31 protein-coding genes are annotated in these 22,081 nt (G+C 70.9%); 23 read left to right on the top strand and 8 right to left on the bottom strand.

Features of this window, described 5'->3' with window-relative positions:
* Positions 1-27: 27 nt before the first annotated feature.
* The 4 genes from AYL44_RS07670 to AYL44_RS07655 are packed head-to-tail and all read left to right on the top strand — an operon-like array spanning position 28 to position 2,993.
* On the top strand, positions 28-1,362 hold the full coding sequence (locus AYL44_RS07670; RefSeq protein WP_064002689.1) for a dihydrolipoamide acetyltransferase family protein: 1,335 nt from the start codon (positions 28-30) through the stop codon (positions 1,360-1,362).
* 52 nt (positions 1,363-1,414) lie between these two features.
* A complete protein-coding gene (locus AYL44_RS07665) occupies positions 1,415-2,008 on the top strand; it encodes a molybdopterin-dependent oxidoreductase (protein ID WP_064002688.1) in 594 nt (197 codons plus the stop codon).
* Entirely contained in the window at positions 2,005-2,739 is a 735-nt protein-coding gene (locus AYL44_RS07660) for an FAD-binding oxidoreductase (RefSeq protein WP_157532588.1), read from the top strand. Before AYL44_RS07665 ends, AYL44_RS07660 begins: the two co-directional genes overlap by 4 nt.
* Positions 2,736-2,993 carry a DUF6510 family protein gene (locus tag AYL44_RS07655; RefSeq protein WP_064002687.1) on the top strand — a complete coding sequence of 86 codons (258 nt, stop codon included), beginning with the start codon at positions 2,736-2,738 and terminating at the stop codon, positions 2,991-2,993. Before AYL44_RS07660 ends, AYL44_RS07655 begins: the two co-directional genes overlap by 4 nt.
* A gap of 10 nt (positions 2,994-3,003) precedes the next feature.
* Here the strand turns inward: AYL44_RS07655 and AYL44_RS07650 are convergent, their stop codons facing one another.
* Positions 3,004-3,432, bottom strand: a complete 429-nt coding sequence (locus tag AYL44_RS07650; RefSeq protein WP_064002686.1) for a BLUF domain-containing protein — start codon at positions 3,430-3,432, stop codon at positions 3,004-3,006.
* 140 nt (positions 3,433-3,572) lie between these two features.
* Here AYL44_RS07650 and AYL44_RS07645 point away from each other — a divergent pair, with 140 nt between their 5' ends.
* The 9 genes from AYL44_RS07645 to AYL44_RS07605 are packed head-to-tail and all read left to right on the top strand — an operon-like array spanning position 3,573 to position 10,937.
* A complete protein-coding gene (locus AYL44_RS07645; protein WP_064002685.1) occupies positions 3,573-3,905 on the top strand; it encodes a DUF3140 domain-containing protein in 333 nt (110 codons plus the stop codon).
* A gap of 60 nt (positions 3,906-3,965) precedes the next feature.
* Positions 3,966-4,988 carry a metal ABC transporter solute-binding protein, Zn/Mn family gene (locus AYL44_RS07640; protein ID WP_197471616.1) on the top strand — a complete coding sequence of 341 codons (1,023 nt, stop codon included), beginning with the start codon at positions 3,966-3,968 and terminating at the stop codon, positions 4,986-4,988.
* Positions 4,985-5,797 (top strand): metal ABC transporter ATP-binding protein, encoded by an 813-nt coding sequence (locus AYL44_RS07635; RefSeq protein WP_064002684.1) that lies wholly within the window; start codon positions 4,985-4,987, stop codon positions 5,795-5,797. The genes AYL44_RS07640 and AYL44_RS07635 overlap by 4 nt, the downstream gene beginning before the upstream one ends.
* Complete coding sequence (locus tag AYL44_RS07630; RefSeq protein WP_064002683.1) at positions 5,794-6,693, top strand: metal ABC transporter permease; 900 nt, start codon at positions 5,794-5,796, stop codon at positions 6,691-6,693. The genes AYL44_RS07635 and AYL44_RS07630 overlap by 4 nt, the downstream gene beginning before the upstream one ends.
* 9 nt (positions 6,694-6,702) lie before the next feature.
* Complete coding sequence (locus AYL44_RS07625) at positions 6,703-7,116, top strand: Fur family transcriptional regulator (protein ID WP_064002682.1); 414 nt, start codon at positions 6,703-6,705, stop codon at positions 7,114-7,116.
* The gene (locus AYL44_RS07620) at positions 7,106-8,137 is read left to right on the top strand and encodes a permease (protein WP_064002681.1); all 1,032 of its coding nucleotides are present in this window, start codon (positions 7,106-7,108) and stop codon (positions 8,135-8,137) included. Before AYL44_RS07625 ends, AYL44_RS07620 begins: the two co-directional genes overlap by 11 nt.
* A gap of 16 nt (positions 8,138-8,153) precedes the next feature.
* Positions 8,154-8,894: a TIGR03943 family putative permease subunit gene (locus AYL44_RS07615; protein ID WP_064002904.1), complete on the top strand. Its 741-nt coding sequence runs from the start codon at positions 8,154-8,156 to the stop codon at positions 8,892-8,894.
* On the top strand, positions 8,884-10,272 hold the full coding sequence (locus AYL44_RS07610) for a hypothetical protein (RefSeq protein WP_231872753.1): 1,389 nt from the start codon (positions 8,884-8,886) through the stop codon (positions 10,270-10,272). Before AYL44_RS07615 ends, AYL44_RS07610 begins: the two co-directional genes overlap by 11 nt.
* The gene (locus AYL44_RS07605; RefSeq protein ID WP_064002680.1) at positions 10,269-10,937 is read left to right on the top strand and encodes a DNA-3-methyladenine glycosylase; all 669 of its coding nucleotides are present in this window, start codon (positions 10,269-10,271) and stop codon (positions 10,935-10,937) included. Before AYL44_RS07610 ends, AYL44_RS07605 begins: the two co-directional genes overlap by 4 nt.
* Before the next feature lie 92 nt (positions 10,938-11,029).
* On the opposite strand, the gene AYL44_RS07600 is transcribed toward AYL44_RS07605, so the two are convergent.
* A complete protein-coding gene (locus tag AYL44_RS07600; protein WP_064002679.1) occupies positions 11,030-11,905 on the bottom strand; it encodes a LysR family transcriptional regulator in 876 nt (291 codons plus the stop codon).
* Between the two features lie 82 nt (positions 11,906-11,987).
* On the opposite strand from AYL44_RS07600, the gene AYL44_RS07595 reads away from it, so the two are divergent.
* The 5 genes from AYL44_RS07595 to rpsN all read left to right on the top strand — a co-directional run bounded on the left by AYL44_RS07595 (position 11,988) and on the right by rpsN (position 14,943).
* Positions 11,988-13,232, top strand: coding sequence for an MFS transporter (locus AYL44_RS07595; RefSeq protein ID WP_064002678.1), 1,245 nt, complete (start codon positions 11,988-11,990; stop codon positions 13,230-13,232).
* A 182-nt stretch (positions 13,233-13,414) separates the two neighbouring features.
* On the top strand, positions 13,415-14,053 hold the full coding sequence (locus tag AYL44_RS07590; RefSeq protein WP_064002677.1) for a HEAT repeat domain-containing protein: 639 nt from the start codon (positions 13,415-13,417) through the stop codon (positions 14,051-14,053).
* Between the two features lie 173 nt (positions 14,054-14,226).
* On the top strand, positions 14,227-14,463 hold the full coding sequence (gene rpmB, locus AYL44_RS07585) for a 50S ribosomal protein L28 (protein WP_018187658.1): 237 nt from the start codon (positions 14,227-14,229) through the stop codon (positions 14,461-14,463).
* Positions 14,463-14,633 (top strand): 50S ribosomal protein L33, encoded by a 171-nt coding sequence (rpmG, locus tag AYL44_RS07580; RefSeq protein WP_005051772.1) that lies wholly within the window; start codon positions 14,463-14,465, stop codon positions 14,631-14,633. Before rpmB ends, rpmG begins: the two co-directional genes overlap by 1 nt.
* Before the next feature lie 4 nt (positions 14,634-14,637).
* A complete protein-coding gene (gene rpsN, locus AYL44_RS07575) occupies positions 14,638-14,943 on the top strand; it encodes a 30S ribosomal protein S14 (protein ID WP_064002676.1) in 306 nt (101 codons plus the stop codon).
* Positions 14,944-15,025: 82 nt separating this feature from the next.
* On the opposite strand, the gene AYL44_RS07570 is transcribed toward rpsN, so the two are convergent.
* The 3 genes from AYL44_RS07570 to AYL44_RS07560 are packed head-to-tail and all read right to left on the bottom strand — an operon-like array spanning position 15,026 to position 17,519.
* Positions 15,026-15,430 (bottom strand): arsenate reductase ArsC, encoded by a 405-nt coding sequence (locus tag AYL44_RS07570; RefSeq protein ID WP_064002675.1) that lies wholly within the window; start codon positions 15,428-15,430, stop codon positions 15,026-15,028.
* Entirely contained in the window at positions 15,427-16,152 is a 726-nt protein-coding gene (locus tag AYL44_RS07565; RefSeq protein ID WP_197471627.1) for an aquaporin, read from the bottom strand. The genes AYL44_RS07570 and AYL44_RS07565 overlap by 4 nt, the downstream gene beginning before the upstream one ends.
* 47 nt (positions 16,153-16,199) lie before the next feature.
* A complete protein-coding gene (locus AYL44_RS07560; protein WP_064002674.1) occupies positions 16,200-17,519 on the bottom strand; it encodes an NAD(P)-binding domain-containing protein in 1,320 nt (439 codons plus the stop codon).
* Between the two features lie 92 nt (positions 17,520-17,611).
* Between AYL44_RS07560 and AYL44_RS07555 the strand changes: the two genes are divergently transcribed.
* The 3 genes from AYL44_RS07555 to AYL44_RS07545 are packed head-to-tail and all read left to right on the top strand — an operon-like array spanning position 17,612 to position 18,797.
* Positions 17,612-17,962, top strand: coding sequence for an ArsR/SmtB family transcription factor (locus tag AYL44_RS07555; RefSeq protein ID WP_231872752.1), 351 nt, complete (start codon positions 17,612-17,614; stop codon positions 17,960-17,962).
* The gene (locus AYL44_RS07550) at positions 17,959-18,462 is read left to right on the top strand and encodes a GNAT family N-acetyltransferase (RefSeq protein ID WP_064002673.1); all 504 of its coding nucleotides are present in this window, start codon (positions 17,959-17,961) and stop codon (positions 18,460-18,462) included. The genes AYL44_RS07555 and AYL44_RS07550 overlap by 4 nt, the downstream gene beginning before the upstream one ends.
* Before the next feature lie 29 nt (positions 18,463-18,491).
* Complete coding sequence (locus AYL44_RS07545; RefSeq protein WP_064002672.1) at positions 18,492-18,797, top strand: hypothetical protein; 306 nt, start codon at positions 18,492-18,494, stop codon at positions 18,795-18,797.
* Between the two features lie 43 nt (positions 18,798-18,840).
* Here AYL44_RS07545 and AYL44_RS14690 read toward each other — a convergent pair whose 3' ends face one another.
* The 3 genes from AYL44_RS14690 to AYL44_RS07535 all read right to left on the bottom strand — a co-directional run bounded on the left by AYL44_RS14690 (position 18,841) and on the right by AYL44_RS07535 (position 20,132).
* Entirely contained in the window at positions 18,841-19,005 is a 165-nt protein-coding gene (locus tag AYL44_RS14690; protein ID WP_197471615.1) for a hypothetical protein, read from the bottom strand.
* Between the two features lie 40 nt (positions 19,006-19,045).
* Entirely contained in the window at positions 19,046-19,714 is a 669-nt protein-coding gene (locus AYL44_RS07540; RefSeq protein ID WP_197471614.1) for a class I SAM-dependent methyltransferase, read from the bottom strand.
* Positions 19,715-19,952: 238 nt separating this feature from the next.
* Positions 19,953-20,132, bottom strand: coding sequence for a hypothetical protein (locus AYL44_RS07535; RefSeq protein ID WP_064002671.1), 180 nt, complete (start codon positions 20,130-20,132; stop codon positions 19,953-19,955).
* A 181-nt stretch (positions 20,133-20,313) separates the two neighbouring features.
* Between AYL44_RS07535 and AYL44_RS07530 the strand changes: the two genes are divergently transcribed.
* Both AYL44_RS07530 and AYL44_RS07525 read left to right on the top strand, forming a co-directional pair.
* Positions 20,314-21,345, top strand: a complete 1,032-nt coding sequence (locus AYL44_RS07530; RefSeq protein ID WP_064002670.1) for an alpha/beta hydrolase — start codon at positions 20,314-20,316, stop codon at positions 21,343-21,345.
* Positions 21,346-21,758: 413 nt separating this feature from the next.
* The gene (locus AYL44_RS07525) at positions 21,759-22,037 is read left to right on the top strand and encodes an HU family DNA-binding protein (protein WP_064002669.1); all 279 of its coding nucleotides are present in this window, start codon (positions 21,759-21,761) and stop codon (positions 22,035-22,037) included.
* Positions 22,038-22,081 lie beyond the last annotated feature (44 nt).

The following is a 22,081-nucleotide window of genomic DNA, read 5'->3' as shown; positions in this document are numbered from 1 at the left end:
CTGCAGTCTCGCGGAGATGGAGATGACATGAGCACGCAGACCTTCCACCTGCCGGACGTCGGCGAAGGCCTCACCGAGGCCGAGATCGTGCAGTGGCGCGTCGCGCCCGGCGACAGCGTCGACGTCAACGACGTCCTCGTCGAGATCGAGACGGCGAAGTCGCTCGTCGAGCTGCCGTCGCCGTTCAGCGGCACGGTGGGCGACATCCTCGCCGCCGAGGGCGCGACGGTCGAGGTCGGCGCCGCGATCATCACGATCGCCGGGGGCCAGGGACAGCCGGATGCCGACATCGGCCGCTCCGAGCACGGCGAGAAGCCCGCCGAGGAGCCCGGTGGCTCGGTGCTCGTCGGCTACGGCACCGGGGGTGAGGTGAAGTCGCGCCGCCGCAAGCCGGCCGAGAAGCCGGTGACGAAGGCGGTCGGCGTCGTCGCGAAGCCCCCGATCCGCAAGCTCGCGCGCGATCTGGGTGTCGACCTGTCGGACGTGACGCCGAGCGGCGCCGCCGGCGAGGTGACCCGCGAGGACGTCGTCCGTCACGCCGAGCAGGCGTCGGTCTTCCGCAACATCGCGACGCCGGAGCTGCCCGAGGAGCGCGAGCTGTCGATCCCCGTCGCGGCACCCGCGGCATCCGTCCCCGCCCCGTCGGCGCCACCGGCGGACGCCCGCGAAGAGGCCATCACCGTCAAGGGCGTGCGCAAGGCCACCGCCAACGCGATGACCTCGAGCGCGTACACGGCGCCGCACGTGTCGGTCTGGACCGACGTCGACGCGACCCGCACGATGGAGCTCGTCAAGCGGCTGAAGGCCTCGCCCGACTTCGCCGACGTGAAGATCTCGCCGCTGCTGATCTTCTCGCGCGCCGTCATCTGGGCACTGCGCCGCACGCCGATGATCAACGCCGCGTGGGTCGAGACCGAGAACGGCGCCGAGATCCGCGTGCGCCACTACGTGAACCTCGGCATCGCGGCGGCGACGCCCCGCGGCCTGCTCGTCCCCAACATCAAGGACGCGCAGGACCTCAACATGCGCGGCCTCGCGAGGGCGCTCGAGAAGCTCACCGTGACGGCGCGCGACGGCAAGACGACGCCGACCGATCAGCAGGGCGGCACGTTCACGATCACGAACATCGGTGTCTTCGGGATGGATGCCGGGACCCCGATCATCAATCCGGGGGAGTCCGGCATCATCGCCATGGGCACGATCCGGCAGAAGCCATGGGTGGTGGACGGCGAGGTGCGTCCGCGGTTCGTGACGACGGTGTCGGGTTCGTTCGACCACCGCGTCATCGACGGCGACGGCATCAGCCGCTTCATCGCCGACGTCGCCTCGGTGCTCGAGGAGCCGGCGCTGCTGCTCGACTGACGCGCCCGCCGCCTCGTTGACGGCACCCCGGCGGACGCGGTAGGCATCTCCCATGGCGGTCATCAATCGCGGGTTCGGCGGTCGGCGCGGTACGGGCGATCCTCGGCTGCCTCCGGGGCAGACGCTCGTCGACGACTGGCCCGTCCTGACGGCCGGCCCGACGCCCGACATCTCGCCGGAGGAGTGGTCCTTCTCGATCACGACGGAGACGGGCGCGCAGCACCGCTGGGACTGGGGCACCCTGCACGAGGTGGGCGTCGAGGACATCCGCACCGACATCCACTGCGTCACCCACTGGTCGCGCCTGGGGATGGCATGGCGCGGCGTCTCGGTGGACCGGCTGTTCGAGGACGTCGAGACCTCCTACGACTTCGTCATGGTGCGCACCCACGACGGCTACACGACGAACCTCCCCCTGGACGATCTGCTCGAGGGGCAGGCGTGGATCGCGACCGAGGCGGACGGTGAGCCCCTCACGGCGGAGCACGGCGGGCCCGCGCGGTTGCTCGTGCCGCATCTGTACTTCTGGAAGAGCGCCAAGTGGGTCGCCGAGATGCAGATGATGCCCACCGATGAGCCCGGGTTCTGGGAGCAGAACGGCTACCACCTCCGCGGCGACCCGTGGCGCGAGGAACGCTACTGGTGACGGAGCGGTTCCGCGCCGGGTGGCACGTGGGCCGTGTCGTCTCGCGTCGCCCCGAGACCGCCTCCGCAGTCCGTCTCGAGATCGAGGTCCCGACGTGGCCGGGGAACCATGCGGGTTCGCATCTCGACATCCGCCTCACCGCACCCGACGGCTATCAGGCGTCGCGGTCGTACTCCATCGCGTCGTCGGGACCGGCGACGCGGGTCGTCCTCGCGGTCGACGAGGTGCCCTCGGGCGAGGTCTCGCCCTACCTGGTCCACGACCTCGTCGAGGGCGACGAGCTGGAAGTGCACGGACCGCTGGGTCGCTACTTCGTCTGGACGCCGGACGATCCCGACCCCGCGCCGGTGCAACTCATCGCCGGCGGTTCGGGAGTGGTGCCGCTCTACGCCATGGCCGCCGCGCGGGAGCGCGAGGCGCGAGGGCCCGACTTTCGACTCCTGTACTCGGTTCGGACGCCGGACGACGTCTTCTTCACCGACGAGCTCGCCGCGCTGACGGCGACGAGCATCGACGTCGTCCACACACGTCGCGCCCCCGCCGGGTCGGCGAGGCCCCCTGGTCGGCTGACCGGGGAATCCCTCGCCGCATCCATCTTCCCGGCCACGGCCATGCCGCGGATCTACGTGTGCGGGCCCACGCCGTTCGTCGAGACGGTCGCCGGCTGGCTCTCGCAGCTCGGCCACGACCCGTCGCGGATACGCACCGAACGCTTCGGAGGCAGTGGATGACGCACCTCGACGGCAACGCCCTCGCCGGCACCTTCGCCGACGTCTTCGGCATCGAGTTCACCGACGCGATCGGACAGTGCGCCGGGTGCCGACATCGCGCCGTCCTCGCCAGGGCGCACGCCTACGTGACGGAGATGGGGGCCGTCGCGCGATGCGAGACGTGCGGCGGGGTGCTCGCGGTCGTCGTGCGGACACCGACGGACGTCCTCGTCAACCTGTCGGGCCTGGCGTACGTGTCGCTCACCCGCCGGTGAGCGGAGCCGGTCAGTCGGTCGAGCCGCTCGCCCTGCCGTGGAACCATCCGCCGAGGGCGTCCGCCGACTCGCGGGTCGTCGCATCGTCGTCGGCGGTCCGGAGGGCGTCGACCGCGCCGTCCGATCCGTCACCGGGTGCCGTCGGCACGTAGCCCATGGACCATGCCGCGTACTTGCGCTCGGTCGTCTGCTCCTCGAGCAGCACACGGACGTCGGTGTGGCGGGGATCGCGCCCGATGCGCTCGAGGAGCGCACGGACCGCGGCATCCGGTCCTTCGAGGATCTGGATGAAGTCGAGGTCGCGGTAGACCAGCATCCCCGTGATGCCGTCACGGGAGTTGTTCACGCGGCTCTGGCTCAGCAGATCGACGAGGCCGTCGTGATCGAAGGGCTCGACCGCACGGCTCGCGTAGACGATGAAGGTCAGCTGCTCGGTCATGCTCGAACTCCCCGGAGTGGTGGCGCGCCGGAGGATGCGGGTGCCCCCGGTCCGATGACAGTAACAGGCGGCGAAAACCGGCTCGGGGCTCTTGCGCAAGCCCGTGGTCATGCGCCATGGGCCCGCGGAAGACTTGCGGGATGAGCGAGGACGAACGTCAGCAGATCACGACGGACTTCGATGAGGCGGTCAACATGACGGCGGCCGAGATCGAGAAATGGCTCGACACCGACGAATCGAAGAGCGTCGGTCAGAAGTCGGGTGGCGGCGAGTCGACCGGGCACGCCTCGGGGCGGAGGATCGTGACGATCCTGCGGAAGAAGAAGGCCGACCTGACCGACTCCGACTACGCGCACATGAAGAAGGTGCACGGGTACGTCGCCCGCCACTCGAAGCAGCGCCCGAAGGGTGATGTCGAGGACACGGACTGGCGCTTCTCGCTGATGAACTGGGGTCACGACCCCCTCAAGTAGGAGCCTGGGAAGCAGCTCGACGATTTGAGAACGATTATCAACACCGCGTAGACTCGCGGCATGACCTCTCGTGTGCCCGCACTGCTCGCCCTCTCCGTCGGATCGGTCCTCGTGCTCGCGGGCTGCGCCACCGTGACGAGCCCTGCGGCGGGCGGCGGTGACGAGCGGCTGAAAGTCGTCGCGTCGACGAACGTCTACGGCTCGCTGGCCCAGGCCGTCGGCGGGGACGATGTCGAGGTCACCTCGATCATCGATTCGCTCTCGCAGGACCCGCACTCGTACGAGGCGTCGGCGCGGGACCAGCTCACCGTGTCGCAGGCCGACCTCGTCATCGAGAACGGCGGCGGCTACGACGCGTTCGTCGACGCGCTGATCGACGCGAGCGGCACGACGGCCCCCGTCATCACCGCCGTCGAGTACTCGCACGACTACCCCGGCAACGAGGGCCACTCCGACGACGCCCACGCCGAGGGCGACGCCCACGCCGAGGGCGACGCCCACGCCGAGGAGGACGCGCACGCCGAGGGTGACGACCACGCGGGCCACGACCACATCGAGGGCTTCAACGAGCACGTCTGGTACGACCCGCACACGATGGAGCACGTCGTCGAGGACATCGCCCACGAACTGGGTGACCTGGATGCCGCCAAGGCCGACACCTTCGAGGCGAACGCGAAGAAGCTCATCGACGGCATCGCCGGTCTCGAGACCTCTCTCGAGAAGATCAAGGCCGACCACGCGGGCGAGAAGATCTTCGTGACCGAGCCGGTCCCGCTGTACCTGACGGCCGCGGCCGGGCTCGAGAACGCGACTCCCGAAGCGTTCAGCGAAGCCGTCGAGGAGGGCCAGGACGTCCCGCCCGCGACCATGCTCGAGGCGACGAAGATCCTCGGCTCGGGCGAGGTCCGCACCGTCATCGTCAACGCCCAGACCGGCGGCGCCGAGACGACCGAGGTGGAGGGCCTCGCGACGAAGGCCGACATCCCGGTGCTGAAGTTCACCGAGCTCCTGCCCGACGGGCTGACCTACCTCGAGTGGATGCAGCAGAACATCGACGAGCTGGCCGGTAGCCTGACTCGGTGACCCGCCCCGACGACATCCCCCTCCGCATCCGGGGCGCCGCGCTCCGCCGCGGCGGGCGGGAGCTCTGGAGCGGCCTCGACCTCGACGTGCAGCCGGGCGAGCTGATCGCCGTGCTCGGCCCCAGCGGCTCGGGCAAGACGACTCTGCTCCGCGCGATCCTCGGCCTCGAGGACCTGAGCGAAGGCACGGTCGAGGTGGGCGGCACGCGCGTCCACCGCGCCGGCAACCGGGGCATCGGGTACCTGCCGCAGACCCGGCCGTTGCCGCGCGACACGGCGCTGCGCGGGCGCGACCTCGTCGCGCTCGGGGTCAACGGGCACCGCTTCGGTCCGCCGATCCCGCGCCGCAAGGACCGCGAGCGGGTCGACGAACTGATCGCCGCCGTCGGCGCGACGGAGTTCGCCGACCGGCCCGTCGGCATCCTCTCCGGCGGTGAACAGCAGCGCCTGCGGGTCGGGCAGGCCCTCGCCGACGACCCGCGGCTGCTCCTGTGCGACGAACCGCTGACGAGCCTCGACCTCGCCAACCAGCAGGCCGTCGTCGGGCTCATCGACCGGCACCGCCGCAGCGGGGCCGCGGTCCTGCTCGTCACCCACGACATCAACCCGCTGCTCGGCAAGGTCGACCGCATCCTCTACATCGCGAACGGCCGCTTCACGCTCGGGAAGCCGAAGGACGTCCTCACCTCGCCGGTGCTCACCGACCTCTACGGCGCCCCGGTCTTCGTACTGCGCGCCGGCGACCGTCTGGTCGTGGTCGGCGCGCCCGACGCCGAGGCATCCCACCACCATCACGAGGACCACGCATGAACTGGGACGACATCGCGAACGCCATGTTCGGCGGCGTACCGGTGTACGGCGAGATCCTCGCGCTCGTGCAGAACTCGGTGTGGGCCGGGGCGATCCTCGGCCTCGTCGGCGGCCTCATCGGCGTGTTCGTGCTGCAGCGCGACATGGCGTTCGCCGTGCACGGCATCAGCGAGCTCTCGTTCGCGGGGGCCGCCGCGGCACTGCTGATCGGAGCAGACGTCGTCACCGGGTCGATCGTCGGGTCGATGGTCGCCGCCGCCCTCATCGGCTGGCTCGGCGCGCGCGCCCGCGACCGCAACTCGATCATCGGGGTGCTCATGCCGTTCGGCCTGGGCCTCGGCATCCTCTTCCTCGCCCTCTACAACGGGCGCAGCGCCAACCGGTTCAGTCTGCTGACCGGGCAGATCGTCTCGGTGCAGTCCGACCAGCTCACGTGGCTCATCGTCATCTCCGCCGTCGTGCTCATCGCGCTGCTGCTGATCTGGCGACCGCTGCGCTTCGATTCGCTCGACCCGCAGTCGGCGGCCGCCCGCGGCGTCCCGACGGGGCTGATCTCGCTCGCCTTCATGCTGCTGCTCGGTCTCGCCGTTGCCGTCGCCGTGCACATCATCGGCGCGCTGCTCGTCCTCGCCCTGCTCGTGACGCCCGCCGCGGCCGCCGCCCGCATCGCGCACGGTCCGGTCGCCGTGCCGCTGCTGGCCGCCCTTTTCGGCATCGTCTCGGCGGTCGGCGGCATCCTGCTCGCTGTCGCGGGCACCCTCCCCGTCAGCCCCTACATCACGACGATCTCGTTCGTCATCTACCTCGTCTGCCGCGTCGTCGGCGACCGTCGGGGGCGGGTGCAGCGGACGGATGCCGCCCACGGCGCCCAGGCCGTCGCCAGCACGCGGGCGTAGAATCCGGCCATGGCCCAGCGCAACACCTGGCAGCGCGAGCGCGTGCGTTCGGCGCTGTCCGACGCCCCCGGATTCGTGAGCGCCCAGGACCTGCACGCCGCCCTGCGCGACGAGAACACCGGCATCGGGCTCGCGACCGTCTACCGCGCCCTCGCCACCCTCGCCGCGAGCGGCGAAGCCGACCAGCTGCAGTCGCCCGACGGCGAGGCGATCTACCGCGCGTGCGCCAGCACGGGACACCACCACCACCTCATCTGCCGTGTCTGCGGCAAGGCCGTCGAGATCCAGGCCGACGAGGTCGAGACGTGGGCCAAGCGCATCGCCGCGGCGAACGGGTTCACCGACGCCGAGCACGTCGTCGACATCTTCGGCACGTGCGCGGACTGCGCCCGCACAGCGGCATCCGGGGCCCGTGCGGACTGAGGCCCGCCCCGCGGAGCCGCGTTCGACGCCGACCTCCCCCGCGGGGTCGGCCGGTCGCGGCGCGCTCTGGCTGGGGGTCGGGTTCCTCGCCGTCCTCACGCTGATCGGGGTGGCGCTGTGGAGCCCGTCGCCCGAGCTCCCGACCCGCGCGCAGGACGGGCTGACGCTCGCCCTCAGCGTGCTCATCGAGTCGCTGCCGTTCGTCGTCCTCGGCGTGATCCTGTCGATCGTCGTGCAGGTGTGGGTGCCGCCGGGCGTCATCGAACGGTGGATGCCGCGCAACCCCTGGGGCCGTCGCGCCGTCCTCTCCCTGCTCGGCATGCTCATCCCGGTGTGCGAGTGCGGCAACGTGCCCTTCGCGCGCGGGCTCATGATGCGCGGCTTCTCGGTCGCCGAGACGCTGACCTTCCTGGTCGCGGCGCCGATCGTCAACCCGATCGTGATCATCACGACCCACCAGGCCTTCGGGTTCGACGACGGCATCCTCGTCGCCCGTCTGCTCGGCGGCTACCTCATCGCGAACGTCATCGGGTGGCTGTACAGCCGGCATCCCGATCAGGACGCCCTCGTCACCGACCGCTTCCGCGACGCGTGCCTCGCCGAGCAGGGCGTGACGGGCGACCGCGGGCGGCGCAGCCTCGCCCAGTTCGTCGTCGAGCTGCGCGCGGTCATGCCGGCGCTCATCATCGGGTCGGCGGTCGCCGGAGCCGTGCAGGTCGTCGTGCCGCGCGACGTGCTGCTGTCGATCGGATCGAACCCCGCGCTGTCGATCGCGGCGATGATCCTGCTCGCGATGATCGTGTCGATCTGCTCGAACGTCGACTCGTTCTTCGCGCTGTCGTTCGCCTCGACGTTCACCCCGGGCGCGATCGTCGCGTTCCTGCTCGTCGGGCCCCTCGTCGACGTCAAGATGCTCGCCCTCCTGCGCACGACCTTCCGCACCCGCGTCCTCGGCGTGCTGGTGGTCGCCGTCGTCCTCGCGGCCGCCGCGATCGGAGGGGTGGTGAACCTCCTTGCGTGACACGGTCTGGTTCCGGATGCTGGGCGTCGGCGCCGTGGCATCCGTCGCCGCCCTGACGATCGCCCTCGCGGTCACCGGCCGGCTCGGGCTCTACATCAACCCCGAGTCGTCGTGGTTCGCCGTGTCGATGGCGGTGCTCGTGCTCGTGGGCGTCGTGCTCAGCTTCCTGCTGCCGCTCGGCGCCGCCGAGGATCACGGCCACGACCACGGCGACGAACCGTCGCACGACCACGACCACGACCAGCACGCCCGCTCGCCCCGCCGGCTCGCGGGCACCGTGGCGACCGCCGCGGGCGGGGTGCTCGCGCTCGGCTTCGCGGGCACGATGCTGGTCGTCCCGCCGGCGACGCTCTCGGCCGAGCTCGCCGCGTCGCGCGACACCGGCGCTGCTCCGCTGTTCCAGGGTGCCGACACCGTCGCGCTCGCGATCACCGGCGACACCGCGTCGTTCGGCATCGGCGACTGGGCGAGCGTGTTCGCGACCGCGACCGATCCCGAGGTGTTCGACGGCACCGAGATCTCGCTCACCGGTTTCGCCGCGCCCGGCGACGACGGCTTCGACCTGACGCGCCTGATCATCACGCACTGCGTCATCGACGCCCAGCCGGCGAGCCTGCCGGTCGCGGCGGACGACATCCCGAGCAATGGCCAGTGGGTCACCGTGACGGGGACGATCCGAGACGTGGACGGCCAGTTGCGGGTGGATGCGGCATCCGTCACCCCCGTCGACGAGCCCGAGGACCCGTATGAGTTCTGACGGCCGCCGGGCCCAGCGCCGTCGTCGTCTGGCCCGCGGGTTCTCGCTGCGCGTCGTCGCGGTCGTGATCGTCCTCGGCGTCGTCGCCGTCGCCGCCGGGGTCGTGACGACGCTGCAGGGGCCGCGGGTGACCTCGGTGCAGTCCGATGCGACCGCCGCGGTCTCCTCGGCGGGGTCGCGGTTCATCTTCGAGACGACGCAGTCGCTGCAGGAGGTGGAGGCCGCCCAGGTCACCGTGACGCCGGCGGCATCCTTCTCCGTCGACACCTCGGGGCGCAGCGTCGGCATCCGCTTCACCGACCCGCTGTGGGACGAGACGACCTACACGATCCGGGTCGACGGGCTCGCGGGTGTCGGCGGCGGACCGACCTCGACCATCGAGGAGTCGTTCACGACCCCGAAGCTGAACGCCTTCGTCCTGCAGCGCAGCGACGGCGGCGACAAGATCTACCGCGTCGACCTCGCCGGCGACGCGACCCCGGTGTTCGAGGCCGACCACATCGAGGACTTCCGCTCGACCGCGGGGCACCTCGTCGTCTCGACCCTCGAGGACGGCGCCTCGCACCTCGTCGTCACCCGCGCCGACGGATCGCACCCGCAGGAGCTGACCCTGCCCGGTACCGGGATCGTCACCAACCTGCAGAGCGCCGAGCGAGGCAACACGATCGGGTACACGTTCACGGATGCCGACCTCTCGGCATCCGGCGGACGCGAGAGTCTGCTCTTCACGGGGTCGACGGCCGACCCGACCGCGAAGCCCGCCGAGATAGCGGTGTCGGGCGCCGACCCGCGCGTCGAGGACTGGCGGTTCGTGCCCGGCACCGACAGCATCCTCATGCTCACCTTCGACGGTGCGCTCAGCCTCGTCTCGCCCTCCGGCGGGGCGCCTGTCGAGCTCGGCAACGCGATCGGCATCGACGACCTCGCCGGAACGACCGCCTTCATCGAGCGCGTCGACGGTCCCGCCGTGGTGGACCTGACGACCGCGGACGAGAAGCCGTTGCCGCCGACGCCTTCCGACCTCGGGCAGACCGGGTCGGTCACCGCGCTCGCCGACGGCTCCACCCTCCGCGCCCTCACGCCCTTCGACGGCATGACGCCGCTCGCGACGACGGTCACACGAGTGGATGCCGACGGTGCCGCCACCCCCGTGGCCGAGGTCGCGCCGACCGACGCGCTGCTGCAGACGTGCGTGTCGCCGAGCGGCCGGTACGCCGCCCTCGTCGTCGCGCCCGACATCGTCGCCGACACGTACGACGGGTACCTGCTGCCGCTGCCGACGAAGCTCGAGACCCGGATCTACGCGCTCGACGGCACCCAGGTCGTGGCGCTGCGCGGGTTCGACATCTCCTGGTGCCGCAAGGCCCCGGCGCTGTGAGCGCCCTCGTCCCCGCGACGCGTGAGGCCCTGGCGGGTCTCCCGGCCGACGTCGCGCCGACGCTGCTCGGCGGTGAGCTGCGGGTGACGACGGCGAGCGGGCTCGTCGCGCTGCGGATCACCGAGGTCGAGGCGTACCACGGGCGCGGCACCGGCGACCTCGTCGACCCGGGGTCGCACGCGCGCATGGGTCCGACCGCCCGCAACGCGACGATGTGGGGCGAGCCCGGCCACCTGTACGTGTACCTGAGCCACGGCATCCATTCGTGCGTCAACGTCGTGTGCGGCCCCGAGGGTGTCGCCGGCGGAATCCTGCTGCGCGCGGGCGAGGTCGTCGAGGGGCAGGATGCCGCGCACGCCCGCCGTCCCGCCGCGCGCCTCGCGCGCGACCTGGCCCGCGGACCGGGTCGGCTCGGCGACGCGGTGGGGCTGCGGCATCCGATCCACGACGGCATCGACGCCGTCACCGGCGCGGAGCGGGCCGGCGCGCGTGCGCGGCTCTTCGTGCGCGCGGAGCCGCTCGGCGAGATCGCGACCGGACCGCGCGTCGGGGTCGCGGGCGTCGCCGGGACGGACGCGTTCCCGTGGCGCTTCTGGATCCCGGGCGACCCGACGGTGTCGGCGTTCCGCTGGGGGCGCGGTGCGCGCGAGGCCGCCGGCGGGTGAACCGGTGCCGGTTGCCGAGGAGATGACAGTTATCGAGGAGCGGATGCCGCGGTTCGGCCCTCGGGAGCCTCCATCTCCTCGCGAAGCGACGGCTAGGCGGCGCGGGTCGCGAGGATCGCGTCGAGCAGCGCGCGCACGTGCGGTCGGCGCGTGGCGCTGCGCCCGGCGGTGAGCGACACCGTCCAGGGCGGGACGGGGTCGGACAGCGGCGCGGTGACGCAGCCCGCGGTGTCGACGACGTCGGGCACGACGGCGACCCCGAGGCCGGCGGCGACGTAGCGCGGCACGTCGGGCAACTCGCCGAGCTCGGCCGAGACGCGGCGGCTGATACCGCGCCGCGCCAGCTCGGTCTCGAGCTGCACGCGGTTGCCGTAGCCGGGCAGCACGTCGACCCAGTCGTCGCCGGCCAGGTCGGCGAGGGCGATCGCGCGGTCCGCGGCGCGCGCGTGCCCGGGCGGCAGCAGTGCGACGTAGGGGTAGGCGCCGAGTTCCCAGGCGCTCATGCCGGCCGGGGGAGTGACCGCGGTGAGCGCGAGGTCGAGCCGGTCGCGCTGCAGGTCGTCGAGCAGACCGACCGAGCCCGTCGGCGACACGCTCAGCCGGATGTCGACGAGCGGATGCGACCGGCGGAAGTCGCCGAGGAACCCCGGCAGGTCGATGATCCGCAGCCCCGCGAACGTCCCGATGCGGATGCGGCCGCGCAGCCCCGTCCCGGATTCGCCGGCGACCTGGCGCACGGCGGCGACGTCGTCGAGCACGGCGCGGGCGAGGGGCAGCAGCGTCTCACCCGCGGGCGTCAGCTGCACCGCCTTCGTGGTCCGCTCGAGCAGTCGCACCCCGAGATCGCGCTCGAGGCTCTGCAGACCGGCCGAGACCGTGGACTGCGCCGCGAACAGACGAGCGGATGCCGCGGTCACACTCCGCTCGTCGGCGACGGTCACGAAGTACTCGAGCAGCCGGGTCTCCATGCCACGATCATAGAGCGCGTCGATGACTGCGTTCGAACAGATTCGTTGGACTCGATGCGTGGTGCCGCCGCATCATCGACGCATGACCAGCACGATCGACATCCGCTCCCTCGCCGCGCCGACCTTCGCGGTCCGGCGGCCGCGGCGCCTGTCGCATCGCGCGGGGTTCTGGGTGACGGCCGCGACCTTCTTCGCGCTCATGGCCTTCAATACGGTGCCCACACCGCTCTACGCCGTCTACCAGGAGCGCGACGGGTTCCCGACGTTCCTCATCACCGTGATGTTCGCGGCGTACTCGGTCGGCGTGATGGTCTCGCTCTGGCTCGCCGGTCACCTCAGCGACCGGGTGGGGCGGCGCCCGCTGATCCTCGCCGCCACCGGGATCGAGATCGTCGCGGCGATCATGTTCGTGCTCTGGCAGGACGCCGCCGGCATCATCGCCTCCCGCCTCGTCGCGGGTCTCGGCATCGGCATCCTCACCGCCTCGGCGACGGCCCACCTCGCCGACCTGCGCCGCGCTCACCGGCCCGACAGCACGGCGTTCGCCGCGACGGTCGCGGGCATCGCCAACATGGGCGGTCTGGCGATCGGACCGCTCGTCGGCGGCGCGTTCGCGGAGTTCGCGCCCGCGCCGCTCGCGCTGCCGTACGTCGTGTTCCTCCTCGCGTTCCTCGGCCTCGGACTCGCCTACGTGCTGGTTCCCGAGACGGTCGAGCGGCCGGCTGAGCCCTTCCGCTACCGCCCGCAGAAGGTGCGGATCCCCGCCGAGGGTCGCCGCGCGTACTGGGCGGCCGGCGTCGCCGCGTTCGCCGCCTTCGCGGTGACGGGACTGTTCGGCTCGGTCGCGCCGACGTTCCTCGCCCGCATCCTGGGGCAGACCGATCGCCTCGCTGCGGGCGCGGTCACCTTCTCGGTCTTCGGGGCGGCGGCGCTCGCGCAGGTCGTGTTCGCGCGTCTCGCGATGCGCGACCAGCTGCGCGTCGGCATCGGCGCGATGGTGGCGGGACTCGTGTTCCTCGGCGCGGCCGACCTGGTCGGGTCGGGTGCGCTGTTCGTCGCCGGCGGGGTGGTCGCCGGTGCCGGCGTGGGGCTGCTGTTCCGCGGCGCGCTGGCGATCGCGGGTGCGCTCGCCGATGCGCGCACGCGCAGCGAGATCACCTCGGGCATCTTCCTGCTGGCCTTCGCGGGCATGACGGTCCCGCCGCTCGCCGTCGGTGCGGCGCTGCTGGTCGTTCCGCTGGTCCCGGTGTTCCTGACGTTCGTCGCGCTCGTCCTGGCCCTCACCGTCTGGGCCGGCGCCGTCGTCCTGCGCGAGAGCGCCCGCTGACGCGGCGTCGGCTTCGGTGTCGGCTTCGCGAGGAGATGACGGTTATCGAGGAGCGGATGCCGCGGTTCGGCCCTCGGGAGCCTCCATCCCCTGGCGAAGCGACGCGGGAACACGCGCGGGTGCCCGGGTGTTCGGGACAGGGTGGGATGCCGCATCCCGCCCGACTCCGTGAGGTGACCCCCATGACCGACGCTCCGATCGACGCCGCCGCCCGGCTCGAGGCCGCCCTCGCGTCGCTGGACCCGTCGGCGCGCGTGCAGGCCGCGATGACGGCGGGCACGCACCCGCGGTCGGAGTACATCCCGGTGCTGGTGGCGCAGTGCCGCATCGAGCCGCAGTTCCTCGTCCGCGAGATGCTGACGTGGGCGCTGACCCGTCACGACGCCGACGAGGTGCTCGACCTGCTGATCGGCGAGCTGCGCTCGCGCGGCGCGCAGGTGCGCGCGCAGGCGCTGCACACGATGTCGAAGATCGGGGGACCGCGGGTGTGGCCGGCCGTCACGACCGAGCTGCTGAAGGATGCCGACGACACGGTCGCGCGCACCGCATGGCGGACCGCGGCGCGGCACGTGCCGGCAGCCGAGGCATCCGCTCTCGCCGACGTGCTGGCCACGCAGTTCGCGCGCGGCGAGGACGACACCCGACGGAGCCTCAGTGAGGCGTTCGCGACGATCGGCGAACCGGCGCGGCCTCAGGTGGACTGGGCGCTGGCGACCGGTGGTCCGTACACGCGGGCGCACGCCGCGGTGACCGCCCGGCTGATGGACGACCCCGAGGTGACGTACGCCGAGGCGGTCGTCGCGGTGGCGGAATCGGCCTGAGTCAAGGCGACACGCCCGGCCGTGCTAGACTGACTCTTCGTCTGCGCGCACTCCAGCACGCAGTTCGCATCCCACCTCCAGAAGACGGCTCTTGAGCCGTGTCCGGATGTGGGGTGCAGACAAGGGATCTTGGGTGGGGCCGTCCGGCTTCACGGTACTAAGGAGACATCACCATGGCAGCAGTGTGCCAGGTGACTGGAGCAGTTCCCGGCTTCGGTCACAACATCTCGCACTCGCACCGCCGGACGAAGCGCCGCTTCGACCCGAACGTGCAGAAGAAGACCTATTTCGTTCCTTCGCTTGGTCGCAAGATCACGCTGAACGTCTCGGCTAAGGGCATCAAGGTCATCGACGCCCGCGGCATCGAGTCGGTCGTGAAGGACCTCCTCGCGAAGGGTGTGAAGCTCTAATGGCGAAGAAGGCTCAGGACGTCCGTCCGATCATCAAGCTGCGCTCGACCGCCGGCACGGGGTACACCTACGTGACGCGCAAGAACCGCCGCAACAACCCCGACCGCATCGTGCTGAAGAAGTACGACCCGGTGATCCGCAAGCACGTCGAATTCCGAGAGGAGCGCTGATCTCATGGCCAAGAAGAGCAAGATCGCGCGCAACAAGCAGCGTGAGGTCGTCGTCGCTCGCTACGCCGAGAAGCGTGCCGAGCTGAAGAAGACCCTCGTCGACCCGAACGCGACCGACGAGGCCCGCGAGGCCGCCCGCGTCGGCCTGCAGAAGCTTCCCCGCAACGCGTCGCCCGTGCGCCTGCGCAACCGCGACGCCATCGACGGTCGCCCCCGCGGCCACCTGTCGAAGTTCGGCATCTCGCGTGTCCGCTTCCGCGAGATGGCGCACCGTGGCGAGCTGCCCGGTGTCACCAAGTCGAGCTGGTAAGCAACAGCATCCGCACGAAGCCCCCGTCCTCGGACGGGGGCTTCGTCGTTTGCCGGGGGTGGATCCGCTCGCCGCGTCGCGGTCAGACGAGACTCGCGACGAGCTCTTCGACTCGTCCTCGGATGTCGTCTCGGACCTCGCGGACCACGTCGATGGGCTGGCCGGCGGGGTCGGTGAGCTGCCAGTCCTCGTAGCGCTTGCCGGGGAAGATCGGGCAGGCATCGCCGCATCCCATGGTGATCACGACATCGGCCTGGCGGACGGCATCGGTCGTGAGGATCTGAGGCACGGCGCCGGTGAGGTCGATGCCCTCCTCCGCCATGACGGCGACCGCGTTCGGGTTGACGGCGTTGCCGGGCTCGCTGCCGGCGGAGAACACATCGATGCGGTCGCCCGCGATCGCGCGGAGGTAGCCGGCGGCCATCTGCGATCGGCCGGCGTTGTGGACGCAGACGAAGAGGACGGCGGGCTTGGTGGTGTCGGTCATGAGTGCTCCTGCGGTGTGCTGTCGGGTCGGATGGGGACGACGGCGCGGGCGGCGGTGCGATCGGCCGTCGGGTAGAGGACGAGAAGGAGCGCGACTCCGACGGCGGCGCCGACGAGTTGCGCCAGGATGAACGGCATCGCGGAGGCGGGGGCGATCCCGGTGAACGTGTCGGTGAAGATCCGGGCGACGGTGACGGCGGGGTTCGCGAACGAGGTCGAGCTGGTGAACCAGTAGGCAGCGCCGATGTAGGCCCCGACCGCCGCGGCAGTCACAGCGGCCGTGGTCGTGCGCGCGAGGGCGAACACCAGCAGCACCAGTCCCGCAGTGGCGACCACCTCCCCGACCAGCTGCCCTGCGCTCGCGCGAACAGTGGTCGAGAGCGTCGGGGCGACGTCGAACATGACGCTCGCCAGCAGGGTGCCGGCGACACCGCCCGTGATCTGAGCGGCGACGTACGCGCCGAGGTCGGTCGACGACAGGCCGCCGGCACGACGGCGCGACAGCACCCAGTCGACGAGGGAGACGGCGGGGTTGAGGTGGGCTCCCGACACGGGGCCGACCAGGAGGATCAGCACGGCGAGGCCGAGGGCGGTGACGAGGCTGTTCTCGAGCAGTTGCAGGCCGACATCGTTCGGAGACAGTCGCTGCGCGGCGATCCCCGATCCGACGACGACCGTGACCAGCATCCCGGTCCCGAGGAACTCGGCGCCCAGGCGGCGCATCAGCGGCGGTCGCACCGATGACGGCGGGCGCGGTTCGGCATCCATGATCAGACGGATGCCGGGGACCGGCCGACCTGCAGCAGCGCGGCGGGCGGGGCGCAGCATCCACCATCGAGCGAGGATCCGGCTGCGTCGAACAGTCCCGCACCCCCGCACACACCGGTGTCCGGCAGGGACAGCTCGACACGGCGAGCGGCCTGGCGGTCGCCGGCGAGCTCCGCCACGACGCTCCGTACCTGCTCGTAGCCGGTCAGTGCGAGGAACGTCGGCGCGCGCCCGTACGACTTCGCTCCCACGAGGTAGAAGTCGGGTTCGGGCTGCGCGAGGTCCGCGGCACCGGTCGCGGCGACGGACCCGCAGGAGTGCACGTTGGGGTCGATCTCGGCCGCTATCCGGACGGGTGCCTGCAACGTCGGGTCCAGCTCCAGCCGCAGCTCGGAGAGGAATGACAGGTCGGGACGGAACCCGGTCAGCACGACCACCCGGTCCGCAGTGAGGGTGCGGCCGTCCTCAGCGATCAGGACGGCGCTTTCGCCCGCGCGAGTGACACGCTCGACGCGGAACCCGGTGACGAGCGAGACGAGACCGGCGTCGACGTACTCCTTCGCCGTCTTCCCGAGCGCCCCGCGAGCGGGCAGCTCGTCGGCGTCGCCCCCGCCGAAGGTGTTGCCGGCCGTCGCTCGTCGCAGCGCCCACGTCACGGTGGTCGACGGATCGCGCCGCGCCATGCGCGCAAGGGCGAGGACAGCGGTGACAGCGGAGTGGCCGGAACCGATCACGACGGTGTGCGTGCCGGCGAACCCGGCTCGATCTCGGAAGTCCGGGATGCGGTACGAGAGCAGATCCGCTGCGGCACTCTCTCCCAGCGCCGGGAGCCCGTCAGCGCCGGCGGGGTTCGGGGTGGCCCACGTGCCCGATGCGTCGATGACGGCACGAGCCTGCAGCCGATACTCCTCCCCCTCCGTGGGAGCGACGTGAACCGTGAACGGCTGATCCCCGCGTCCCGCGTCGACGAGCCGATCCCGGCCGAGACGCGACACGCCCGTGACGCGGGCGCCGAGGCGGATGCGATCGCCCAGGGCCGCTGCGAGGGGGGCGAGGTACGTCTCGATCCACTGCTCCCCGGTGGGGTACCCCGCGGCCGGTGCCTGCCATCCGGTGGTGCTCAGGAGGCGCGCTGCGGCCGCGTCGATGAGTTCGGGCCATTCCGAGAACAACCGGACGTGCCCCCACTCGGCGACAGCCGCGGCAGGGGAAGCGCCGGCTTCGAGCACGATGACGGGCATGCGCCGCTCGACCAGGTGTGCGGCCGCCGCCAGCCCCTGCGGGCCTGCGCCGATGACGACCACGGGCAATGCGTTCTCCATCTGAACCTTCCGATACACATCGACGAACCTCGATGGATTGAGAATGCCCCAACGCATCGACAGATGTCAATACGACGTGAGAGGATGGCCTCATGCCCACGCATCTCCCGCTCCTCGCACCCACGGACGGGGCCGTGTGCTGCGGTACGGTCACGGGGAGTGTGATCTCGGTCGCGGACGCGGAGCGCACCGCGCGGGTCTTCAAAGCCCTCGGAGACCCGACCCGCGTACGACTGCTCTCGCTCATCGCCGCATCCGACGACGGGGAAGCCTGCATCTGCGACCTCACCGAACCGGTGGGTCTGTCCCAGCCGACCGTCTCGCATCACATGAAGCAGCTCGTCGACGCGGGACTGGCCACCCGCGAGCAGCGCGGCCGTTGGGCCTACTACCGCGTCGTCACCGACGCCCTCGACGCGGCATCCCAGGCTCTTCGCCCATGACCCACGCGACCATCCGTGCCATGACTGCGAACGATTGGCCACAGGTGGAGTCGATCTACCGCGAAGGCATCGCCGCGGGAAACGCCACGTTCGAGAGCGAGCCCCCGTCGTGGAGCGACTTCGATCGAGGAAAGCTCCCTGTCGGCAGGCTCGTCGCGACAGACTCCGATGGCGCCCTGCTCGGCTGGATCGCCGCGTCCCGGGTCTCGGCGCGAGAGGTCTATCGAGGCGTCGTCGAACACTCCGTGTACGTCGCGCATGACGCCCGCGGGCGCGGGGTCGGGAGAGATCTCCTCGCCGCGTTCCTGAGCGAGGCCGCACCTGCCGGCATCTGGACGGTGCAAGCCAGCATCTTCCCCGAGAACACCGCCAGCCTGACCCTGCACGAGCGGGCTGGCTTCCGCCGCATCGGCCACCGCGAACGCGTCGCGTACATGACCTACGGCCCCTGGGCGGACACCTGGCGCGACACGATCCTCATCGAACGCCGGCTGGGCTGAACGGCCCCGGACCCTTTGGCGGATTGTCGATGGCGGATGATGCAGCTTCTGGCGACGAGCGATGGCTCGTCATCAACGGTCGTCGATGGCGGCGCACCGACCCGTCGCTGCCCGCAGACCTCGTGGCGGCGCTGACCTCCCATCTCGGGCGCGGTAGATCAGGGGTGCGCCGCGCTCAGGGTGATCCGGATGCCACGGCAGCCGCCCGCAGGCGCGTCGACCTGGCGAAGCACGGGCTCGGCGAGCGAGGACCCTACTGGTGGGAAGAGCCGGAGGACGAGCGGCTGCACCGAGCGAAGCAGGCGCTCGCTGAGCTGGAGGGACTTGAGGACTGAGACAGTCCGACGGCGCCGACGTCGCTGAGGACGGTGAGCGGGACTACTTCGGTGACCGGATGGCGACCCCGACGAGCGTCAGTCCGGCGCCGATCGCAGCGACACCGATCGCCGCGATCGTGAGACCGCCGCCCAGCGGCAGGAGGGTGCCGAAGATCGTCATGAAGAGACCGACGATCAGGAGCAGGGCGACGTAGACCTTGAACATGTGATGAGGCTATCCCGCCGAGTCATTTGTGGAGCGGTCGTCAACGCTTGCTCCAGACGGCCGTGTAACGCCAGAACAGGCCACGGCGCATCCTCACCCCGGGTAGAGCCGCGCGTGCGATAGCGGCGACCTCGGCAAATGTTTCGTTCGGCTCGGACGTCGGCGCGGTCATGCTGTCCGGTACCTCGCGAGCGCGACGCGGGTGACGAATCAGCCCGATCACGGGGTTGAGAATCACCGATGCGACGGACAACGGGAGGTCGGCGGGGACCTCACGAGCGAGCCCGACGATGATCAGGCGCCCGCCCGGTCTGATGAGCGTTCGCATCGCCTCCAGCGTCGGACCGAGCGGGAGATGGTGCAGCACCGCAACGAACGTCACGAGGTCGAAAGACTCCGGGTCGAATGCAGCTGGATCGAAGGACGCCTCGATCACTGTGGCGTTATCCACGCCCACAAGCCCGGCACGCGCTCGGGCAGCGGTTGGCTCGTCGGGCTCCACTCCCACGACATGTGGCATCACGTCGGCCAGTCGCTGCAGGAGGCGGCCTGTTCCGCAACCGACGTCGAGGGCACGTTCGCCGCCCTGTCTGTGCATCGCGCGTGCATGTCGGAGGATCCACGGCGCATAGGCCTCGTTGTGCGACCAGGGGTGCGCTGCGCTGAACAGGCTCAGTTTGCTCGCCAGTCGCATCGTCACACGATCCACGCGCTGAAGCCTATGAAGGCTCAGTCACCCCGCGCGCGGTGTCCAGGTCAACACGCCGAGAACGGCGGCCGCGGTCAACGCGAGGAGCGCCACGGCCGCACCCCCCAGAACAGCCGATCGTCGACGTGGACGGGCGGAGTTCACCCCAGCGAATAGCCATCCACCCGCCGACACTCCCGACCGAAACCGACGTGCCATTCTTATCGCGCTGGGCTGGTGGATCCCGGCGGCAGATTCCCTACGGCCCGGAAGAGTCGCAGCGCCCGATCGCCCGCAGCCCTTCGACCTCGGGATCCAGCATCAGAGCCAGCGCGCCAGTCATGACGACAAGCCACACGGTGGCGATCAAAGCTATGACGACGATCACGGTGACGATGAGGGCGCGTCGATTCCCGCTCGCGTTCTCGTTCTCGTACACCGCTGTTCCCTTTTCACTTATCTCGGAAGGGAAAGTTTAGGAGGCTTTCGACGAACCGAACCCCCGCCCGAAACCTTCGTGCACTGAGACCTCACGGAGACGATCTCGGCGGTATCCCTCACCGCGTCCGAGTCCGCGCCCGACGACCCGGGGCTACGCTCGAACGGTCGGAGGGAGCCCCATGCCGCTGGATCCGTTCTTCCGCGAGCGACTGCGCACGCACCGCCGCTACCTCGCGAAGAAGGCGTGGACCGAGCTGACCGCGCGGTTCCGTCCGGCGAAGCCCGCACCCGCGGCATCCGCGTCAGCCACGAAGGCGAAGCCGCTCACGCCGCGCGAGCGGCACCGCCGCGCCGCCCTCAACTGGGACCGCATGGAACTGCGCACCGCCGGCATCCCGGGTCCCGACATGGAGACGACCGAGCACACCGTGCCGGTCGATGGGTACCCCGACGTCCGCATCCGCGTCTACCGCCCCGCGTCGGCCCCGACCCCGGCACCGACGTGCCTCGTGATCGGCGGCGGCGCGTTCCGCATCGGCGGCATCGATTACCCGACGGCGGATGCCTCGTGTCGCCGCCGCGCCGACCGTTCCGGCGTCGTGCTCGTCGCGGTCGGCTACTCGCTCGCGCCCGAACACCGCTACCCGACGCAGGTCGAGCAGGTCCACGCCGCGTGGGTGTGGCTGCACGCGCACGCCGCCGAGCTCGGCCTCGATCCGGACCGGATCGGCCTGAACGGTGCCTCGGCGGGGGGATGCCTCGCGGCATCCCTCACTCTGATGAACCGCGACCGCGGGACGCGACAGGCGACGCTGCAGATCCTCGAAGTCCCCGTCACCGACCTCACCGGCCGCTGGATCGACCTGCGTGCGACGTACGCGCTCGGGGTGCCGGCGTTCATCGCCCTGCGCGAGCTGCGCTCGGTCGCCCGCACCTACCTCGGCGACCGGTCCCGCGCGCGAGAACAGTACGCCTCGCCGATGCGCGCGGCGTCGCACGCGGGTCTGCCGCCCGCCGTCGTGCTCACCGCGGAGTACGACCCGCTTCGCCGCGACGGCGCGACGTACGCCGCGAAGCTCCGCGACGCGGGCGTCGATGCGAGCGCGACGCGCTACCTCGGCGTCACGCACGACACCCCTCTGTATGTCGGCGCGCTGCCAGCCGCTCGCCGCTGGGAGGACGACGTCGTCGCCGCCCTGCGCCGCATCTGACGCGGATGCCGCGACACCGACCGCGGAGTTTCGGCCCGCATCCGGCCGTCACCCCGCCCAGGCGCCCGGATTGCGCCGAATCTCCGCGGTTGCTGCCGCTCGCCCGCCGCCCGCCGCATCCGAATCCCGCGCCATTCTCCGAATCCGACGACAGACGACGGATGCCGACGGCACAACCGCGCGCAAAAGCAACCCCTCCCGCGGAAATCCGCGGAATCCGCCCGAATCGGCAACATCAGCCCCAAAAACCACGTCTGACACACGACACGCCGGTCGATTACGGGCGAGATGAGCGAAGATCCGCGGAATTCCGGGGTTCGTGGGTATATTCGGGACCGGTCGCAACGACCAACCGGCGGAATCCCGTCGGTCCGAGTAACTGAAGACGGCGACCCGCCGTCTGGAGGAGCACCATGGCCATCACCAAGACCGAACTCGTCGCCAGCATCGCCAGCGCCACCGGCGAGAGCCAGGCCACCGTCTCGCGCGTCGTCGACGGCCTGTTCTCGTCCGTCTCCGAGGCCGTCGCCAAGGGCGAGAAGGTCTCGATCCCGGGCTGGATCGCGTTCGAGCAGGTCGAGACCTCGGCTCGCACCGGCCGCAACCCGCAGACGGGTGCCGAGATCAACATCCCCGCCGGCAAGCGCGTCAAGGTCAGCGCCGGCTCGAAGCTGAAGGCTGCCGTCAAGTAAGACGCTGCAGACGTACGAAGGGGGATGCCGAGAGGCATCCCCCT

It is taken from the genome of Microbacterium oleivorans, assembly GCF_001644225.1.
In the GTDB taxonomy this organism is placed as follows: domain Bacteria; phylum Actinomycetota; class Actinomycetes; order Actinomycetales; family Microbacteriaceae; genus Microbacterium; species Microbacterium gawkjiense.
This window is presented reverse-complemented; position numbering and strand designations above follow the sequence as displayed.

Excerpts from the sequence above, each read along its gene's own strand:
- AYL44_RS07670 (WP_064002689.1), top strand. The coding sequence starts at position 28 with ATGAGCACGCAGACCTTCCACCTGCCGGACGTCGGCGAAGGCCTCACC.
- AYL44_RS07665 (WP_064002688.1), top strand. The coding sequence starts at position 1,415 with ATGGCGGTCATCAATCGCGGGTTCGGCGGTCGGCGCGGTACGGGCGAT.
- AYL44_RS07655 (WP_064002687.1), top strand. The coding sequence starts at position 2,736 with ATGACGCACCTCGACGGCAACGCCCTCGCCGGCACCTTCGCCGACGTC.
- AYL44_RS07650 (WP_064002686.1), bottom strand. The coding sequence starts at position 3,432 with ATGACCGAGCAGCTGACCTTCATCGTCTACGCGAGCCGTGCGGTCGAG.
- AYL44_RS07645 (WP_064002685.1), top strand. The coding sequence starts at position 3,573 with ATGAGCGAGGACGAACGTCAGCAGATCACGACGGACTTCGATGAGGCG.
- AYL44_RS07640 (WP_197471616.1), top strand. The coding sequence starts at position 3,966 with ATGACCTCTCGTGTGCCCGCACTGCTCGCCCTCTCCGTCGGATCGGTC.
- AYL44_RS07630 (WP_064002683.1), top strand. The coding sequence starts at position 5,794 with ATGAACTGGGACGACATCGCGAACGCCATGTTCGGCGGCGTACCGGTG.
- AYL44_RS07625 (WP_064002682.1), top strand. The coding sequence starts at position 6,703 with ATGGCCCAGCGCAACACCTGGCAGCGCGAGCGCGTGCGTTCGGCGCTG.
- AYL44_RS07615 (WP_064002904.1), top strand. The coding sequence starts at position 8,154 with ATGCTGGGCGTCGGCGCCGTGGCATCCGTCGCCGCCCTGACGATCGCC.
- AYL44_RS07610 (WP_231872753.1), top strand. The coding sequence starts at position 8,884 with ATGAGTTCTGACGGCCGCCGGGCCCAGCGCCGTCGTCGTCTGGCCCGC.
- AYL44_RS07600 (WP_064002679.1), bottom strand. The coding sequence starts at position 11,905 with ATGGAGACCCGGCTGCTCGAGTACTTCGTGACCGTCGCCGACGAGCGG.
- AYL44_RS07595 (WP_064002678.1), top strand. The coding sequence starts at position 11,988 with ATGACCAGCACGATCGACATCCGCTCCCTCGCCGCGCCGACCTTCGCG.
- AYL44_RS07590 (WP_064002677.1), top strand. The coding sequence starts at position 13,415 with ATGACCGACGCTCCGATCGACGCCGCCGCCCGGCTCGAGGCCGCCCTC.
- rpmB (WP_018187658.1), top strand. The coding sequence starts at position 14,227 with ATGGCAGCAGTGTGCCAGGTGACTGGAGCAGTTCCCGGCTTCGGTCAC.
- rpmG (WP_005051772.1), top strand. The coding sequence starts at position 14,463 with ATGGCGAAGAAGGCTCAGGACGTCCGTCCGATCATCAAGCTGCGCTCG.
- rpsN (WP_064002676.1), top strand. The coding sequence starts at position 14,638 with ATGGCCAAGAAGAGCAAGATCGCGCGCAACAAGCAGCGTGAGGTCGTC.
- AYL44_RS07570 (WP_064002675.1), bottom strand. The coding sequence starts at position 15,430 with ATGACCGACACCACCAAGCCCGCCGTCCTCTTCGTCTGCGTCCACAAC.
- AYL44_RS07565 (WP_197471627.1), bottom strand. The coding sequence starts at position 16,152 with ATGCGCCGCCTGGGCGCCGAGTTCCTCGGGACCGGGATGCTGGTCACG.
- AYL44_RS07560 (WP_064002674.1), bottom strand. The coding sequence starts at position 17,519 with ATGGAGAACGCATTGCCCGTGGTCGTCATCGGCGCAGGCCCGCAGGGG.
- AYL44_RS07555 (WP_231872752.1), top strand. The coding sequence starts at position 17,612 with ATGCCCACGCATCTCCCGCTCCTCGCACCCACGGACGGGGCCGTGTGC.
- AYL44_RS07550 (WP_064002673.1), top strand. The coding sequence starts at position 17,959 with ATGACCCACGCGACCATCCGTGCCATGACTGCGAACGATTGGCCACAG.
- AYL44_RS07545 (WP_064002672.1), top strand. The coding sequence starts at position 18,492 with ATGGCGGATGATGCAGCTTCTGGCGACGAGCGATGGCTCGTCATCAAC.
- AYL44_RS14690 (WP_197471615.1), bottom strand. The coding sequence starts at position 19,005 with ATGTTCAAGGTCTACGTCGCCCTGCTCCTGATCGTCGGTCTCTTCATG.
- AYL44_RS07530 (WP_064002670.1), top strand. The coding sequence starts at position 20,314 with ATGCCGCTGGATCCGTTCTTCCGCGAGCGACTGCGCACGCACCGCCGC.
- AYL44_RS07525 (WP_064002669.1), top strand. The coding sequence starts at position 21,759 with ATGGCCATCACCAAGACCGAACTCGTCGCCAGCATCGCCAGCGCCACC.